Origin of the sequence: Dyadobacter sp. CECT 9275 (assembly GCF_907164905.1) — a bacterium.
Lineage (GTDB): Bacteria > Bacteroidota > Bacteroidia > Cytophagales > Spirosomataceae > Dyadobacter > Dyadobacter helix.
On record NZ_CAJRAF010000002.1, the window covers coordinates 97,897 to 115,646 of the forward strand.

At 43.1% G+C, this 17,750-nt stretch carries 13 protein-coding genes; 6 read left to right on the forward strand and 7 right to left on the reverse strand.

Going from position 1 to position 17,750, the window contains the following annotated elements:
- Nucleotides 1–41 precede the first annotated feature (41 nt).
- Nucleotides 42–1,346, reverse strand: a complete 1,305-nt coding sequence (locus KOE27_RS08595; protein WP_215238487.1) for a gluconate:H+ symporter — start codon at nt 1,344–1,346, stop codon at nt 42–44.
- A 279-nt stretch (nt 1,347–1,625) separates the two neighbouring features.
- Here KOE27_RS08595 and gyrA point away from each other — a divergent pair, with 279 nt between their 5' ends.
- The 4 genes from gyrA (at nt 1,626) to KOE27_RS08615 (ending at nt 7,980) form a co-directional block, all read left to right on the forward strand.
- Complete coding sequence (gene gyrA, locus KOE27_RS08600) at nt 1,626–4,253, forward strand: DNA gyrase subunit A (RefSeq protein WP_215238488.1); 2,628 nt, start codon at nt 1,626–1,628, stop codon at nt 4,251–4,253.
- A gap of 71 nt (nt 4,254–4,324) precedes the next feature.
- A complete protein-coding gene (locus KOE27_RS08605; protein WP_215238489.1) occupies nt 4,325–5,782 on the forward strand; it encodes a tetratricopeptide repeat protein in 1,458 nt (485 codons plus the stop codon).
- 98 nt (nt 5,783–5,880) lie between these two features.
- Entirely contained in the window at nt 5,881–5,991 is a 111-nt protein-coding gene (locus tag KOE27_RS08610; protein WP_255573721.1) for a LuxR C-terminal-related transcriptional regulator, read from the forward strand.
- Nucleotides 5,992–6,174: 183 nt separating this feature from the next.
- Nucleotides 6,175–7,980 carry a S41 family peptidase gene (locus KOE27_RS08615; protein WP_215238490.1) on the forward strand — a complete coding sequence of 602 codons (1,806 nt, stop codon included), beginning with the start codon at nt 6,175–6,177 and terminating at the stop codon, nt 7,978–7,980.
- A gap of 408 nt (nt 7,981–8,388) precedes the next feature.
- Here KOE27_RS08615 and KOE27_RS08625 read toward each other — a convergent pair whose 3' ends face one another.
- Nucleotides 8,389–9,141, reverse strand: coding sequence for an ABC transporter permease (locus KOE27_RS08625; protein ID WP_215238491.1), 753 nt, complete (start codon nt 9,139–9,141; stop codon nt 8,389–8,391).
- On the reverse strand, nt 9,138–10,070 hold the full coding sequence (locus KOE27_RS08630) for an ABC transporter ATP-binding protein (protein ID WP_215238492.1): 933 nt from the start codon (nt 10,068–10,070) through the stop codon (nt 9,138–9,140). The genes KOE27_RS08625 and KOE27_RS08630 overlap by 4 nt, the downstream gene beginning before the upstream one ends.
- A gap of 203 nt (nt 10,071–10,273) precedes the next feature.
- Here KOE27_RS08630 and KOE27_RS08635 point away from each other — a divergent pair, with 203 nt between their 5' ends.
- Nucleotides 10,274–11,314: a sensor histidine kinase gene (locus tag KOE27_RS08635; RefSeq protein ID WP_215238493.1), complete on the forward strand. Its 1,041-nt coding sequence runs from the start codon at nt 10,274–10,276 to the stop codon at nt 11,312–11,314.
- Nucleotides 11,311–12,030, forward strand: coding sequence for a LytR/AlgR family response regulator transcription factor (locus KOE27_RS08640; RefSeq protein ID WP_215238494.1), 720 nt, complete (start codon nt 11,311–11,313; stop codon nt 12,028–12,030). Before KOE27_RS08635 ends, KOE27_RS08640 begins: the two co-directional genes overlap by 4 nt.
- 196 nt (nt 12,031–12,226) lie before the next feature.
- Here KOE27_RS08640 and KOE27_RS08645 read toward each other — a convergent pair whose 3' ends face one another.
- The 4 genes from KOE27_RS08645 to KOE27_RS08660 form a co-directional block, all read right to left on the reverse strand.
- Nucleotides 12,227–13,111, reverse strand: coding sequence for a hydroxypyruvate isomerase family protein (locus KOE27_RS08645; protein WP_215238495.1), 885 nt, complete (start codon nt 13,109–13,111; stop codon nt 12,227–12,229).
- A 20-nt stretch (nt 13,112–13,131) separates the two neighbouring features.
- The gene (locus tag KOE27_RS08650; protein WP_215238496.1) at nt 13,132–14,031 is read right to left on the reverse strand and encodes a hydroxypyruvate isomerase family protein; all 900 of its coding nucleotides are present in this window, start codon (nt 14,029–14,031) and stop codon (nt 13,132–13,134) included.
- A 33-nt stretch (nt 14,032–14,064) separates the two neighbouring features.
- Nucleotides 14,065–14,964 (reverse strand): ThuA domain-containing protein, encoded by a 900-nt coding sequence (locus KOE27_RS08655; RefSeq protein WP_215238497.1) that lies wholly within the window; start codon nt 14,962–14,964, stop codon nt 14,065–14,067.
- Nucleotides 14,965–15,038: 74 nt separating this feature from the next.
- Nucleotides 15,039–17,735 carry a c-type cytochrome gene (locus KOE27_RS08660; RefSeq protein ID WP_215238498.1) on the reverse strand — a complete coding sequence of 899 codons (2,697 nt, stop codon included), beginning with the start codon at nt 17,733–17,735 and terminating at the stop codon, nt 15,039–15,041.
- Nucleotides 17,736–17,750 lie beyond the last annotated feature (15 nt).

The window sequence follows — 17,750 nt, forward strand, 5'->3', positions numbered from 1 at the left end:
AAACAATCAATTATGTGCTTTGGCATCGCTGATCTGTCGGATCAGACAAACAAATTTAGTACTAAAACTCCCAGTAAGCCCATAATGGAGACAATTGTTTCCATTACCGACCAGGTAAGCAGGGTATCTTTAATGCTGAGATTGAAATATTCCTTGAAAAGCCAGAAGCCTCCATCGTTAAGGTGCGAGAACATCAGGCTGCCTGAGCCAATGGCCAGAACGATGAGTTCGGAGGGTACTCCTGTGTTGCTGAGCAGCGGCGCAAGGATACCTACCGTGGTTAAACCAGCAACCGTTGCTGACCCCACGCAGATCCTGATGACCGCGGCAATTCCCCAGCATAGTACCAGAGGAGATATGTCCGCATCTTTCAGGCTTTCAGCAATGAAGGTACTCACACCGCTGGCCGTCATAATTTCTTTGAAAACGCCGGCCCCTGCAATAATCAGTAATATGACCGATACGCCTTTAAAGGCTTCTTCCATTGACTTACTGATAGCCTTCATATTCATTCCCCGCCGGAGGCCGAGCGTATAGGCTGCTACCAGAACAGATATGAGCATGCCAAAGTAAGGTTCGGCCATGAGTGCTGCCAGCTGGCTATGAGGAAAATATCCCTTTAGTGCAGACATTGTCGTCAGTAAAAATACAGGAAGGAGCGCTGTAAGTGCGCTGATTCCGAGACCCGGAAGTTCGCTGGCCGGACGTGGTTTTACGTTGAAAAGATCAGGGTCGGGCTTGGGCTGGAAGCGTTTAAGCGTACTTCCGAAAATAGGGCCTGCAACAGCTATGGCAGGTATAGACACGATCAGACCGTATAACAAGGTTTGGCCAAGGTCCGCATGCAGCTGGCTGGCGATGGCAGCAGGCGAGGGGTGCGGAGGAAGGTATCCGTGCGCAACCGAAAGTGCTGACAGCATGGGTACACCGATATACAACAACGGAAGCCTCGCGGTGGCGCTGATCATAAAAATGAGCGGTATGACAATGACAAAACCTGCGTTGTAAAAAAGCGGGATTCCAATGACAAAACCAGCCAGTGCCATGCCCCATTGAATATATTTTTTTCCAAATACTCCTATCAGGGCGTCCGTGATACGCTGGGCAGCACCACTGTCCGCCACCAGTTTTCCCAGCATGGCTCCAAAGCCAACGATCAGCACCAGATCTCCCAACGTACCGCCGACACCTTTCTGAATGGCTTTACTGACCGTTGCTACATCTAACCCGCTTGCGAGTCCCAGGCCCACAGACACCAGCAGAAAGGAGATGAAAGTGTCAATTTTTAGCCAGGCAATCAGCAGAATTAAAAATAATATCGCAACGAAGGTCAATAGTAAAGGCATGGGAAATACATTTAGAGTTAACTTTTAGTAATAATAAGAAGGACCGCGATCAAAATTAATACTTGACATTAAATAAGTTTTCCGAGACGTTTTTTGGTAACTGACCAATTATCACTTACATACATATAAAGGACATAATATAGGCTCCAATATAGTTTGCTAGACTGGACGAAAATGACGAAATTTGATCTTTTAGAACGAGTAAATTTGTATTATATCCGTGTAGCTTTGTACTTAACTTGGCTCACATTAAACTTTGTGATTCTTTTCTAATACTTTATGGCAGAATCTTCTGGTGAAAACATTATCCCGATTAATATTGAGGAGGAAATGCGGGGTGCGTACATCGACTACTCGATGTCGGTTATTATTTCACGAGCCTTACCCGATGTACGGGACGGTTTGAAACCTGTGCACAGGCGGGTACTTTACGGAATGTCCGATCTGGGCGTTAATTACAACAGGGCTCATAAAAAATCTGCGCGTATAGTAGGGGAGGTGTTGGGTAAGTATCACCCGCACGGTGACTCATCGGTTTATGGTACCATGGTGCGTATGGCGCAGCCGTGGTCTTTGAGATACCCGCTTGTGGACGGGCAGGGTAACTTCGGTTCGGTCGATGGTGACAATCCGGCGGCAATGCGGTATACTGAGGCAAGGCTGAAAAGGCTTGCAGAAGAGTTGCTGAGTGACCTTGGAAAAGATACCGTTGATTTTGTGCCCAACTTTGACGACTCTCTCTCCGAACCTTCCGTATTACCTTCCAAATTTCCGAATCTGCTGGTAAATGGTTCTTCGGGGATTGCGGTAGGGATGGCCACCAACATGGCGCCGCACAATCTGTCGGAAGTGATCGACGGAACGCTGGCATATATAGACAATAACGATATCACCATACCTGAATTGATCGAATATATAAAAGCTCCCGATTTTCCCACAGGAGGCACTATATATGGTTATCAGGGAGTGAAATCCGCTTTTGAAACCGGTCGTGGCAGCATCATCATGCGAGCCAAGGCTTATTTCGACGTAACAAAAACCGGCAAGGAACAAATTATTGTCACCGAAATCCCGTACATGACCAACAAAGCGGCCATGATAGAAAGGATTGCGGGCCTTATCAATGATAAAAAGCTGGACGGAATATCGGATATCCGGGATGAGTCAGACAGGGATGGTATGCGCGTGGTATTTGACCTGAAAAAGGACGCAATTCCCAACATCGTTCTGAACCATTTGTATAAGTACACCCCGTTGCAGTCATCTTTTGGTGTAAATAATGTGGCGCTTGTAAAAGGCAGGCCGGTGTTATTGAACCTGAAAGACCTTATTAAACATTACGTTGATCACCGGGTGGTGGTGGTTACCCGCCGTACGGAGTATGAATTACGGGAAGCCGAAAAGAGGGCACATATCCTTGAAGGGTTACTGATAGCGCTGGATAACCTGGACGCTGTGATTACCCTGATCAGGAATTCGAGAGATCCGGAAGCTGCTAAGATCGGGCTGATTGAGCAGTTCAGCCTTAGTGAAATTCAGGCGAAGGCCATTCTGGATATGCGTCTGCAGAGGCTTACGGGTCTCGAGCGTGACAAGATCGTGAAGGAATATGAAGAGATTATGCTCCTGATTACGGATCTGAAAGACATTCTGGCCAATGACTGGAGGAAATTTGAGATCATCAAAAATGAGTTGATCGAAATAAAAGAGCGCTACGGAGACGAGAGACGCACCAAAATAGAATTTGCGGCAGAGGAATTCAGTGATGAGGATATGATCCCCGATGAGGAGATGCTGATCACTATTTCTCATGAAGGATACATCAAACGTACTCCGCTGGCCGAATATCGTACGCAAACCAGGGGAGGGGTAGGGTCCCGTGGTGTTAAAACCAAGGATACCGATTTCACCGAGCATTTGTTCTCTGCTACGATGCTCAACTATCTGCTGATCTTTACCGAATATGGTAAGCTATTCTGGATGAAAGTTTACGAGGTACCTGAAGGCAGTAAAACTTCCAAAGGACGCCCGATCCAAAACCTGATCAGTCTGGAAAACGGAGATTCGATCCGGTCTGTTATCAATGTAAAAACGTTGTCTAACGAAGATTACATCAATAATAATTACCTGATCATGTGTACGGAGCAGGGTACCATCAAGAAGACCTTGCTGGAAGCCTACTCGCGTCCGCGTACCAACGGTATTATCGCCATCTCGATCAATGAAGGCGACCGTTTGCTGGATGTTGCCCTCACCAACGGGGATAATGATATCGTTATTGCTTCCAGTGCCGGAAGGGCTGTAAGGTTTAACGAAAAAGGCGTGAGGCCAATGGGACGAACTGCCGCCGGTGTACGTGGTATCAATCTCAACGATCCCGATAATAAAGTAATTGGTATGGTGTGTATCAGCCGCGAAGACGCTCAGCTGCTGGTAGTATCTGAAAATGGTTTTGGAAAACGTTCTGCCATAGATAGTTACCGTGTTACCAACCGTGGAGGAAAAGGTGTTTCCACCATGAATGCAACAGATAAGGTTGGGAAGCTGGTGGCGATCAGAGAAGTAACGGAACAGGACGATCTGATGATCATTACCCGCAACGGAATTGCGATCCGGATGAGTGTCCTGGATATTCGCCAGGCTGGCCGTAATACACAGGGGGTTAAGCTCATCAGGCTGAACAGTTCAGATGAAATTACTTCTGTAACCAGGATATTGAAGGATCCAGACGAAAAAGCTGAGATTGAACTGGACGAAAACGGAGATCCTATCGTTAACGAAGCGGTAATTGTTGCAAACCTTGAAGAAGGAGATAACATTGAAGGTACAGAAGAGGATGTGGAGGATACCCTGGATGAAGAGGATGAGGGCGCCGAAGGTGAGGATTCCGAAGACGACGAGGTATGATTTTTGTAAAAAATACAATAATAAATTTATATTTACGACAGGATAACAATTCACATCAAAAGTTGAGATTTATGAAAAGAATATTTTTTGTTTCGGCGCTGGGCCTATTTAGTTTAACCGCTTTTGGCCAGGACGCTGTAAATAAGTTGGCTCTGGATGCGTATCGTAAGGAAAAAGAAAAAAGTGATAAAAACCTGACAGACCCCAAAGCAAGTGCCAAGGCAGCCTACTGGCTTGAAAGGGCACAGCTATATGAGAACATAGCACTTCAGGGGTCGGAAATTGATTCAAGCGCAGCCAAAACTTCTTATGAAGCATACAAGAAAGTAGTTGAACTGGATGTAACCAAAAAAGGGGAGCCAGGTAAATCTTCCAAGGATGCCCAAAAGGTACTGAACGGAGAGGAGGGTACCTCTTTGTTTAATGCTTTTGTGAAGCAGGGAGCAGAGAAATACCAGGCTAAAAATCTGTCGGGTGCTTTGGAAATGTTCAAATTGGCACAAGAGGTTAATAAAAAGGATACCCTCGCCTCTCTTTATGGCGGGATAGCAGCCCAGTCCCTTGATAAGAAACCGGAAGCGATCTCGCAGTTTGAAAAGTATGCCGAAAATGGGGGTAAGGATCCAAGCGTGTTCTATGGGCTTGCTCAGCTTTATCGGGCCGAAAATAATTTCGACAAAGCAGTGAGTACCCTGAATAAGGGTCTGGAACGTTCACCAGGTAACAAGGATTTGAAATCCGAAGTAGTAAACATCTATCTGGCTTCTGGTAAGGAAGATCAGGCGATCACCGAGTTGACTAACCTGACCAAGAACGATCCGAATAACATTCAGAATGTGTTGAACCTGGCTATCCTGTATGATAACATGAATTCAAAGCTGAATCAGAAAATTGTTGAGGTTCAGAATAAGCTGGGTGCAGGTTCTTCAAAAGTGGACGCACTGAATAAGAGCATAGAGTCGGAAAAAGGTAAGATTGAAGTTTACGACGGCGAGGTAAAGAGAATTGGAGCACTTATTAAAAAGCAGCCTAAAAATGCAGATCTTAAACGTCAGCTGACAGATGTGACTGCAAAGAAAAAGGAAGCTACGGAGGCAATCGCTAAAATAGAAAAGGAGATAGCCGATGCAAAAAGTGCGTCTCAGGGTAACGATGTGGCCGCACTTGAAAAGGAATTGGCTGATCTGAAGGCCAAACAGGCAACAGCAGCTAAGGAGGCGGTATCAGGTTACAAAAGAGCCATTGAAATTGACGCGAACAATTATGATGCACTTTATAATCTGGGCGCCGTATACTTCAACGAAGCGGTACAGCTTAAAAAAGAAGTAGATAATATGAACATGACCGATTACCAGGCAAAAGGTAAAGAAATTGAAGGTCGTGTTTGCGGAAGATTCAAAAAAGCAAAGCCATTCTTTGAAAAAGCTGTTCAGGCAAAAGGTGAGTCTGAAGCGAAAGATGCACTTGAAAACGCCAATAATATCATTACCCAATTGGAAGGCAAAGGTATTCCATGTGTAGCGGATTAAGGTTGGAGAATATTTTTAAACAACAGAGGGACGGCAGATACCGTCCCTCTGTTGTTTAAAAATATCTATTTAACATAATATAAATTATACAACAAATAATGGAAATTTTTGGGCTACAGCAGCAAGGCCTGTCAATGAACAAAATTTCCAAGCAATTAGGAATCGCTTATGGAACCGTGTATAACTACGTGTCGAAACTAAAAACATAGCCGGTGGCCGCTGCGGTTATCTAACGCCGTTTGCAAAACTAGAACAAATTAAACATGCACTCTTCTGCTAACCGTTAAGATTGATGCAAATATCTTAATACCAGACACTTAATATAGTTTTTTAGCAGTATAACTACAATTATAGTCGAATTTATTTCCGAACTCAGTCATAGCAAAACCCTTATGAAAAAAGTCACAACACTTTTATTACTCTTTATCGCATTTGCCTTCAGCGTATCAGCACAAACTATCAACAGACCGAAGCTGGATACTCAGCTGAACATACTTACCAAGGAAAACAAGTCCGTGGGCAACCTGGATAAATACTTAGGCATTTACAGCAGTACACAATTGCAACTCAAAATAACCATCAGCAAAAATGATACGACGCTAATGGCCCAGGCAACCGGGCAGAACGCATTTCCGCTGGAAGCTTCTGCAAAAGATCGATTCATATTTCATAAGGCCGGTATTGAGTTGTTATTTGATATTTCCAGAAGTAAAATGACGCTGAACCAAGGCGGTGAGACTTATTGGTTTACCAGAGATGGCACAACACATCAGCAGGTAATTGCGCAACAACCTATAATCTACCAGCCTGAAGCCATGCAGGCGGATCTTACGAAATTTAGAAATACACTTATCAAAGCACATCCTGGGCTCTATACAAATCAGACTCACGACGAATTTGAAAATTTAATGAATTCGTTAATTGTAGAGACCGCAAAACCCCTAGAGGCAACAGCCTTCTATAAAGTTGTACTTAAAATGATTGCTAATATTCATGACGATCATACAGGTGCCCAAGCTTTTAACGAACTAGGCAGTATTATTGCCAATCAAAAATGGCTTCCGTTTCAAATTTTAGTTAAAGAAGAACGCATTTTCATAGTAAACAACCTGAGTAATCTTCAAATTCCGGACGGTTCTGAAATCCTGGCAATAGACGGTCATTTAAGCAATGAGATTTTATCTGCAATCTCAGTACATTTTTCTTCCGATGGAACTAGCCGCCTGGGGCTATTACATTCTTTGGGCACTTCTTACTTTAAGTTATTTGGTAAACTATACCCACAGATATTTGGAGAAAAATTGTCCTACAATCTTTCCTACCGGGATTATAGATCTAAACAAATTTTAACTGTACAGGTAGAACCAGTAGCTGGACAGAACTATATCGATATTAAAACTAAGCGATATCCATCTTCGATACCATCGACTGATGCCTTCAATTTTGAGATTAATAAGCAAGATAATTATGCAATTCTCAAGATCGATCGATTTTTTAAAGACAGTTTCCGTGAACCCGAAAACACGTTTCCCGATTATTACAAGCAATGTTTTAAAGAAATTTCTTCTAACAAAATTGGAAATTTAATCATCGACTTAAGAGATAATAGTGGTGGTAAGGCAGAAAATGCAGCTTATTTGCTTCAATACTTTATTGATAAACCAATAGTTCCAGCCAAAGAAATAGTTACACTGGGGGATGATGAATACTTTTTGAAAACAACCGGCGATAGACTTAAATTGGATGAAGAATTTGCCCCTGTAAGACAGAAGGACGGGACGTTTAGGGTCACAAAATTCGATAAAGTACGTGAATTGGCGAAATTTAACCCAATTGGAGACTATCATTTTAACGGTAAACTAGTGGTACTGATTAATGGCGGAATGGTTTCTGCAGCAGGTACAGCCGCAGGACTTTTAAAAGAATATACAAACGCTATTCTGGTCGGAACCGAAACTTCTGGATATACAGGAATTAGCAATGGGGTACAAAAAATAACTATACGGGGAGACCATACTGAAACCGCCATATCCATACCGCTTTTGCATGCAGTTTATGCAATAAACCCCGCTATTCAAAAAAGAGGAGCTATTCCTGATTATGAGGTCTCAAACTCTGTCCAGGACATGTTGGAAAACAGGGATGCAGTTTTAGAATTTGTATTTAAGAACTTATTGCAGATAAAGGCTAAGCGCTAAACAGTGCGACGGTCGCCGCTATTTTTCGTCCATTTGTAAGAAGAACCTCATCTATGAACAGAATCTCAAAGCAGCTGGGTATAGCATATGGTACAGTTTATAACTATTATGCCTCAAAGCTAAAAATATAGTGAATGCTGCGGTTTCCCAACACCATTTTGTGAAAAGTAAAAACAGGCTCTTTTTCGACTAAACCAGGCTAACAGATAAATTATGCACGTAGCTACCCTACCCTTGGCTTGCGCATCGTGCACCCGGAGCACCGCCCGTAGCAGTAGGTACTTTGGACGAGCTGTCAAAAGTACCTGCAAACCCAGCAATCAACAGAAATAATGTGTTGCGTGTTTTTGTGTTTCAAAATTGGATATGTGAGTAAAAAGATAAGTAGTTGATAAGAAAAGCCCGATATCAGGCACGGAATTTCTTTGTAAAATCATTATAACTTAGGGTGATCAATAACAATGTATATAGTACAGCAATCCAGAGAAATTTTGGTAGTATGATACTGTCTGTCAAAGGATAATTCCATACCTGAAATGGCATCCCATAAGGAAAGAAAATAATATAGGGACCGTTTTTAAACAGTAATCCCAATAGCAACCCTAATAATCCAAGTCCCAGAGAAGTGACAAGATTCTCCATCCTTATTGATATCCAGTACTGAATGATAACCATAGGAATGATCGAAACAAAAAAGTCCGTGATAAATTTTAATATATACCCACTGGGAACGCCAAATTCGGAGAATTTTAATTCTGTTTTTACTATTCCTAAGAAATGACCCATGGAAATAGCGAAAACGAAGTACAGAATGATGAATACAAGAATTGTTGTAAAAATGAATGTGAGTTTGACAAAATAGAGCTTTGCCCTGGATACCGGTAACGTAAAAAGATGTTTCCAACTATGGGCTTTATGCTCGACATTCAAAATGAGCCCGATGATTAATAATATAAAACCAGTGGAAAAAAGGCAGTTTCCATTGAAGGTTCTGAGCAGATATTCATGCCACGGATTTGTACCTGACGCGGGTACAAACTCCTTTGTGCTAATGAGATAGGCGGACAGTAATAAAACCGGCATAAACAGCGCACCCAGTATTGTGAGCCAAAGGGCAAATGTATTCTTGAGCTTCATTAACTCAGTATAAAACAATTTCATGACGGCTCACTTTGGTTTATAAATGATAAAAAGATTTGTTCCAGGCTGCTTTCAATTACCTGCATCCGATAAATGTCCAGACCAGCCTTTACTAATAAATGGGTTATAAACGACAGATCCCTAATACCCAGAAATTTTACTTCCAAATATTCTTTTCCTTGTCTGACGGAATAGTTGTTTTCCATTAGCAGACTTATGGCCTGTTTATTGAGATTTGTGTCTAGTTCAATGACAGCCTTTTCTTCTCTGATTTGCTGCAACTCCTTAAATGAACCCTGAAAAAGCAGTTTGCCGTGGTTTAGTATCCCAACATGAGAAACCAGTCTTTCTATTTCGGTAAGCAGATGGCTGGAGATTAAGAGTGTTACACCCTGCTCTTTGCTGAGTGAGGACAACAGTTCTCTGATTTCGATCATACCATTCGGATCTAAGCCATTGGTCGGCTCATCGAGGATTAGCAAGTCAGGTTCAGGAAGTAGTGCAATCGCCAGTCCTAACCGTTGTTTCATTCCAAGTGAATATTTTCTGACATGTCTCTCTCCGTCCGAACTAAGACCTACCGTTTTTAATACTTGAAGTACTCTGCTCCTTGGGATATTTCTGATGTTGGCGGTTATCAATAGGTTGTCCCTGCCCGTCAGGTGCTCATAAAGTGAAGGTGTTTCTATGAGCGCCCCTATTTTAGAAAATATACTATTGGAGCTGCGTGCTACCTGTTGACCAAAAAGCCTCACCGAGCCGGTTACGGGAGTTAATAAGTTCAGAATTAACCTGATCGAGGTTGTCTTACCTGCACCATTCGGTCCTAAAAAACCGTAAATGGCGCCTTCAGCGATTTTAAGGTTTACATCGCTGAGGATGTTTTGACCTTTTGAATAACCAAACGATAAATTGCTGGTTTCAATAATATACTCCTTTTTGTTTTGCATATCAGTAGGTAAATGATGATGCAATATTTGCTGTTTTTGAAGTATGTATAAAATTGTTGGGATACAATGAGGAATCTCCATGCCATAAACGGCATTTGGTATGTCTAAGCAATTGAGCATCCAATTTCTTGAAATGAGCCTTAGAAACTAGGTGTTGAGCATTAAAACTTTCGATTGTTTGGCGAAATATACATCTTTAAGTTATGGAACAATTAGAACGGTTGATTGCTAGGTTGATTTTATCCAGGGTCTGGATACATGTGTTATTTTGTGTGGTATTTGTTCTTGTATTCGCTGTTTCGGTCGTTTTAAGTGGTAATAAAGGTGTTGCCAGCGCAGCTATGCTTACCTGTCTGTTTGTATTATCTTGTACTTACGCCGGAAGATGGTGCGGAAAATACTGGTTAAAAACGGGCGTACACGCATCGTTTCTCCAAAAACTCCTTCTAAGTATTTTGATTTTTTCCTTAACTGGCGCAGCTGGAGGTAGTTATTTATATAGAGGCGAACTTTTTCAATATTTCGTGCAGTACTTCACCGTCAGCTTTCCTATGGTTATTCTGTTTATTTTCTTTGGAATAGCTATCGCCCTGGCAAGAAATAGTCTGTATAGACAGATCAATGAAGCACAGGTACTACAGAAGCAAAAAGAGAGTGAAATGCGGTTATTATTATCCCAACTCAGCCCTCACTTCCTTTTTAACACCTTGAATAACATTTACGGAATTTCACTTACCCAGCATCAAAGAGTACCATCTTTGCTGCTCAAACTTTCGGAGCTTCTCAGATATTCCGTGTATGAAACACGCGCGCAATTTATATCGCTTCAGGACGAACTGCTGTATATTAGAAATTATATTGATTTCGAAAAAATACAAACGGGAGATAGAGTTCATTTACACATTGATATACCGGAAGTTATCGATTTGAATTTGCGAATTGCTCCGATGCTCTTGATTGTTTTTGTAGAAAACGCCTTTAAATATTCGAAGATTACGAAAGATCCAAAAAGCTTTATCTCCATTAGGCTCAATGTAAAAGGCGATTGGATTTATTTTGAGGTGGAAAATTCATACGACCCGGCGTATAGGCAGGAAACAGAACCATCGGAGTCCTCAGGTATCGGCCTGCATCATACATTGAAAAGATTGAAATTGATTTATGGGAACGACTGCCTTTATAACAACTTTGCAGAAAATGGCAAGTACCGTATTGAACTTTGTTTAAAAGCCAGCAATAAATGATTAATTGCCTTATTGTCGATGATGCACCGGTTGCACGAGATATTCTTGTGGAGTACTGCAAGCTCCTTCCCATGCTTCATGTGTCTGCGACTTGTGCAGACGCCTTTGAAGCAAGAGAAAAACTGCAGCAAGTTCCGATCGATCTTCTTTTTTTGGATATCAACATGCCAATACTCACAGGTATAGAACTGGTGAAAACATTAAAGTATCCTGTTCAGGTAATTTTCACTACTGCTTACAAAGAATTTGCCACGGATGCTTTTGATTTAGGAGCATGTGATTATCTGGTTAAGCCATTTTCTCTGGAACGTTTTATTATTGCTATAGACCGAGCGGCTGAAAGGATAGGCAAACCAAGTAGCCCCACGGAATATACCTCAAATGTGCCTGTGCTTGGGAACAATCATTTACTTTTTCGAAGTGAAGGCATAATCAATAAGTTAGGTTATGATCAGATCCTTTATTTAGAAGCATCAAGAAACAATACAAAAGTTGTAACGTCAGAAGGAACGCTTGTAAGTACCACACCGCTGTCGTCTATTGAAAAACTTTTACCTCAGAACCTGTTTTCTCGTGTACATCGGTCATTTATTGTCAACAGATCAAAGGTTACCTCTTTGCATGGCAACCGGGTACTGCTTAATAAAATTGAAATTCCTGTAGGTAGTAATTATAAAAACATTTTTTTTGAAACGCTAGGTATCAAGACCAAATAATGCCGAAGAATGCCTTCAGATTTAGCTACGACAGGTAAATATGCGGGAGGTTTTGTTTTATTAAAACCTCAGAAGCTTAAAAATGGCGTTTTAGTGTAGTAAATAACTGAATCTTAACTCATTTTAACGCAAAATCCGCAGCCAAAAATTGGTCTGCGGATTTTTAAAATGGTGCCAAAATTGCCAGGAATTACCCTTATATGTCGCAAATCATCACCCCTTGCCGTAAAGAAGTCAGCGGATCGGCTTTGGGAATAAACTCCTGGGCTACAAAACCTTTAAAACCGGTGTCGAAAATGGCTTTCATGATCGCAGGATAGTTCAGTTCCTGCGTTTCATCAATTTCATTTCTTCCTGGTACACCACCCGTATGATAATGCCCGATATACTTGTGGTATTTCCGGATCGTGGCGATCACATCCCCCTCCATAATCTGCATGTGATAAATATCATAGAGTAACTTGAATTTTTCAGAACCAACCATTTCACACAAAGCAGCGCCCCAGGCTGTATGATCACACATATAATCTTTGTGATTTACCTTGCTGTTCAGCAATTCCATGATCAGTGTCACATTATATTTTTCAGCAGACGGTATAAGTCTTTTCAAACCGGCCGCGCAGTTTCGCAGACCGTCCATGTCGGACATGCCGCGGCGGTTTCCCGAAAAACAAATGACAGTGGTGTAACCCGCGGCATTTAATTTGGGGAAAAGTTCTTCATAGCTCTTCACCAGTTCGTCATGGTTGGCCGGATCATTAAAACCTTTTTCGATGCCCATGCCTGCACCATTTGGTAAGGCACAGGTTAAGCCATACTTTTTCAGAACCGGCCATTCCTCTGGGCCTAACAGTTCAATGGAGGTAAGCCCGATTTTTTTGGCTTCCGCGGCAAATGTCTCAAGCGGAATTTTACCATAACACCATTTGCACACCGAATGATTGATGTTTCCCTTGAGCATGGTGGCGTTCCACTCCGCTGGCAGAGTTCCGCTAATGGAAATGGTCGGAGATACGGAGGCGGCGGTCAAACCGGCCAGTACTTTTTTTAAGGAAGATCTTCTGGTAATTTTATTTTTCATTTGGACGAGGTTATGAGTTATCAGGCAATATCACAGATTGTTACACCCTGTTTTAGCGAGGCTATGTCATCCTTTCTGCTGGGGATAAACTCCTGGCCTACAAAACCTTTATAACCAGTTTCAACAATAGCTTTCATAATTGCAGGGTAATAAAGTTCCTGTGTATTGTCTATTTCGTTACGGCCCGGAACACCGCCGGTGTGATAATGAGCAATGTAACGGTGGTACTTGCGAATGGTTGCAATCACATCGCCCTCCATGATCTGCATGTGGTAGATATCGTACAGCAGCTTGAATTTTTCGGAACCTACCATTTCACAAAGGGCAGCCCCCCATTCGGTCCGGTCGCACATATAGTCCTTGTGGTCAACCTTGCTGTTCAGCAGTTCCATCACCAGTGTAACATTATGTTTTTCCGCAAGCGGCATGAGCCGTCGGAGTGCCTGGGCCGCATTACGCAACCCGTCGGTATCAGACATACCTCTCCTGTTTCCGGAAAAACAAATGACCTTGTCGTAACCTGCCGCCTTCACTTTAGGAATAATATCTTCAAATCCCCTGATGAGTTCTTCGTGATTGGTAGGATCATTAAATCCTTTGTCCAAACTTCGGGTAAGTCCTTCGCCCCATGGTAGAGCACAGGTGAGACCATACTTTTTAATAATAGGCCATTCTTCGGGACCCAGTAGTTCAATGGATTTAAGTCCTATTTTTTTTGCCTCCAAGGCAAGGGTTTCCAACGGGATTTTACTGTAGCACCACCGGCAGACAGAATGATTGATCTTACCGTTCAGCTCCATTCCCAATAATTCGCTGGAGGTACTGAATGCTTCTGATATGGGTATACTTACGAGGCCGGCTCCGGCTGCAAGATTTTTAAGGGTACTACGCCTTGTCTTTTTCGGGTGTAAGTCTGACACTTTTAATGTGAAGTTGAGTGTATGAAATAGAAACTATCTGCTGGTTCCCTGAGTAGCGGTTGGGAAATTCCGGGGTACGGCCTGTGTCACTTTTCCAGTTGCCACCCACTCAGCTCCTCTTTGTAAGGTAGTGATAAATCCGATACATTTTTGCGAGTAGGTCTCATGCCCCAGGGTAGTGTGGAAAATTCGGCCTTTGCCATAAGTGAGGGCCATAAGTATAGGTTCGTTCCTCCCCGACCCGTTTTGTTCAACCGGACTATAGGCAGTTGCCAGCACATCCACATTTTCGGCCGGGCCGCGGAGACGGTCGTAAAGCTCATCTTTCTGGTGTAACCACTCAATAGGCAAACCCTTCATGATCGGATGATTTTTGTTTCTTGTTTTAACAATAAATTCGTGCTGATGCCCATGGCTGCCGCCTACACCGGGCCTGGTATCTTTTACAAATTCCTTTTTCTGGTCGTCATAGTACAGGTACGGGCCACTTTTCTCATTTCGTCCCTCCCATCCGCCGATGCCAATCATCTTATTGTAAGCCACCCAATTCGGGAAAGCATTGTCAGCAGCGTGTACCACTACTACCCCACCCCCATTTTTGACGAATTTTTCAAAAGCTTCGTTGGTCTTATCGGGCCAGGAATCTCCGTTAAAATTGGAAAGTACCACGTCATATTTGCTGAAGTCTGGCTGGAAGCTACTCATATTCTCGCCTTTTTTCGGCGTGGTGGTAACGTCTACCGTGAAAAGGCCGGTCTCTTCCAAATAGCCCTTCATCATCTGTGTACCTTCGGCCATGTTCCGGTGATTGTTCTGCCCGTCAACGATGAGTACTTTATATGGCTTTTTAGGTATTGTTGCTGAAAATGAATGGTTTATAGTCCCGATTACAGAAAGAAACAGAACAATTAATGTAATTTTGAAGCGTCCCATAGGATAGTTGCCTGGATAAAATAAAAGGGTATTTCCACAATTGGAAATACCCTTACAAAAGCTAGCAACGTCCGTTACTTACCCGCCTTCTTACCTTTTGATTCGGAATATATTGGGTTATTTTTATTGCCTCCTGACATTAGATAAGCAACCAGATCCCTTAGCTCGTCGGGGTTTAATCCGTTGATCAGGCCCGGAAGCATCATTGAAACAGTTGAAATCTTTGTAGTGGCAACGGTTTTTTTCGGAATTTTACGAATGGTTTTGGTATCAAATGGATTTTGAGAGATGTAATAAAAATTCGCATCTTCATCCGTTTGGCGTCCCACAACGGATTCTCCGTCCTTTAACTGATAAGATACCGAAGCATATTGGTCGGAAATGGTTTTATCCGGAACAATGATTGCTTCAAGCATATCCTTAGTGGAAAAGCGCGTTCCTAGTTGCGTCAAGTCTGGGCCCACATCGGCACCCTCTCCCTGGATCATATGACAGCGGCTGCACAGTACTGCCGAGAAAATCATTTTACCCTTTTCAAAATCCCGGTTTTGTAAGCTGTCCTGCACCAATTGTACCGCTTCGTCCACTTTCCATCCCCTTCCCGGACCTTTGGGTGAATATGATTTAACAATATCATTTCCGCTTCCTGTTAAAAGTTCTGCTCCTGAAAGTTTATCATAATAGCCAAGTTTTTCCTTCGGAACATTTTTAAGAGCGAGCTGACGGGATTTGTCTATAAAACCGATGTAGCTCCGCCCGCCTTGATAGCTGAAAGCTTTTTTATACCACTTGAAATATTCGTCGCGAAGTTGTGGTGTCCAGCCGGTTTTAGCCCCGCTAAGAACGAAAGCATAAAAAGTTTGCTGTTTGGCAGGCATTTTTTCAAGCATACCAGCAATGTCTAACCCATATTGAGGGTTTCGTAGAATTAAATCCGAAGATGCTGTTGCGGTTTCGTTGTCCTTATCATCAAAAGCCTCATTTTTCAACAGCAGTTGCATGGTTTTGTCCACAGCTTTGGGAGCCTCAAGGAATACCAGCAATTTGCTAAATAACCTGTTGGCAAGAGGAGATACAGATGGATAGCTGGGGTCTAGGTAGTTGATGACCTGCGTTCTAGTAGTACCTTCCAGTGGTCCGTAGCGGAAAAAAGCAACTTCAAATGTCCGCAGAAGGTCTAGCTTGGGGGTTTCGGGTAATTTTTTATAGTCAATACTGATCAGTCCTTTGAGTAATGCATCTTTTGTGGAAGCATTTCCCTGACGAGCCAGCGCAAGCAATGCGTAAACCTTGGTTTGGGGATTGGTTTCAGCCAGGGCCTTAGCTTTCCACTGGTCCAGTGGCTGATGTTCAACCGCCAGGCGTGCCGCATATCTTACCGATCTGTCAGCATGTGACAGATATGGCCAGGCACTTTCTACTGCTTTGGGATCCACTCCTACGTGGAATTTTTCCAGGGAGGTACGCAGTTTATGCTCGGGGGTTAAATTGACAGCGGCAACGTTGGTGCCAGCCTTAAAAGTTTTATAATCCTTGTGGTAAACTCTGTAAAGGTCTGATTCCAGACGGCGTCCGCCGGTGAGGAAATAAAGCGCACCGTCGGGGCCAATGACTCCATCGGTTAAAGGCAATGGAGACCCTGACAAGAATTCTTCGTGATCCGCCGTGTAGGTTCCTCCGGAAGGTTTCAGATGAAGCCCATGCATGATACCAAAGCTCCAGTCAAATGCCAGTAAGGTATTTTTATACTTTTCGGGGAAAAGAGCATCTTTCAAATAAATAAGATTGGTGGGAGACCCCTGGCCGATATTCATTACAGCAGGCATGTTGTCCGGAAACGATGGAGCCCACTTGGCGTCACCGGTTCGCCAGCCGAATTCGCTGGCACTTGTAGCGTGGCACACACGGGTGGGGCGGTACCACGGCGTTCCAAAATCCCATTCCATATCAGAGTCATAGGTAAACATGTCGCCAGCCTCATTAAAGGCAATGTCGAAAGGGTTGCGATAACCTGCACTGATAAGTTCCCATTTCTTTCCTTCGGGATCGGTATGGGCAATCCATCCTCCTGGTGCCATTCTGTCATTGGCATGGCCACGGGGATCCTTAATGAATGGGAACAGATTGTCGTTGGTCCAGTTGTTGGGAAGCCGGTATATATCCATTTCGGGTAGGTCGGTATGATTTCCTGCTACCACATAGAGCGATTTCTTATCAGGCGAAATCTGTACACTATGCGGACCGTGCTCACCTTCACCGTGCATTGACTTGAGCAAAGTTATTTTATCGTACTGATCGTTGTTATTGGTATCCTGAAGACGGTAAAGGCCACTTCCCTTTGGAAAGCGTGCATTTCTGCCATTATTGATAACCACATATAAACTATTGAAAGCATAAAGCAGCCCGTGAGCGAAGCCCATGCCGATTTTTGCCGTATCCCCTTCAATCTTTAGAGTTTCAATGACGGGTTTGTCCGAAGAGCCAATGGGCGGTAATACAACCCGGTATAACGAACCGTATTGGTCGGAGGTAATCAGGCGTCCTTTATCATCGAAAGCCATGGATACCCAGGAGCCATCTGAAGCTTCGGATGGGCTGAACAGGTGTTCTGCCTTGAATCCTTCCGGTAATTTTAATTTATCAACTTTAGAGGAGCCTGGTGGCATGTGCCTAGCTGTTCTGTTACTCAGCATGATTCCGCTGAAAGCTGCAACAGCTACCACTGCGGCCAGGCTCATAGGAATTTTAAACCATTGTTTTTTTGTGTACATTTTTTAGTAAAGAGT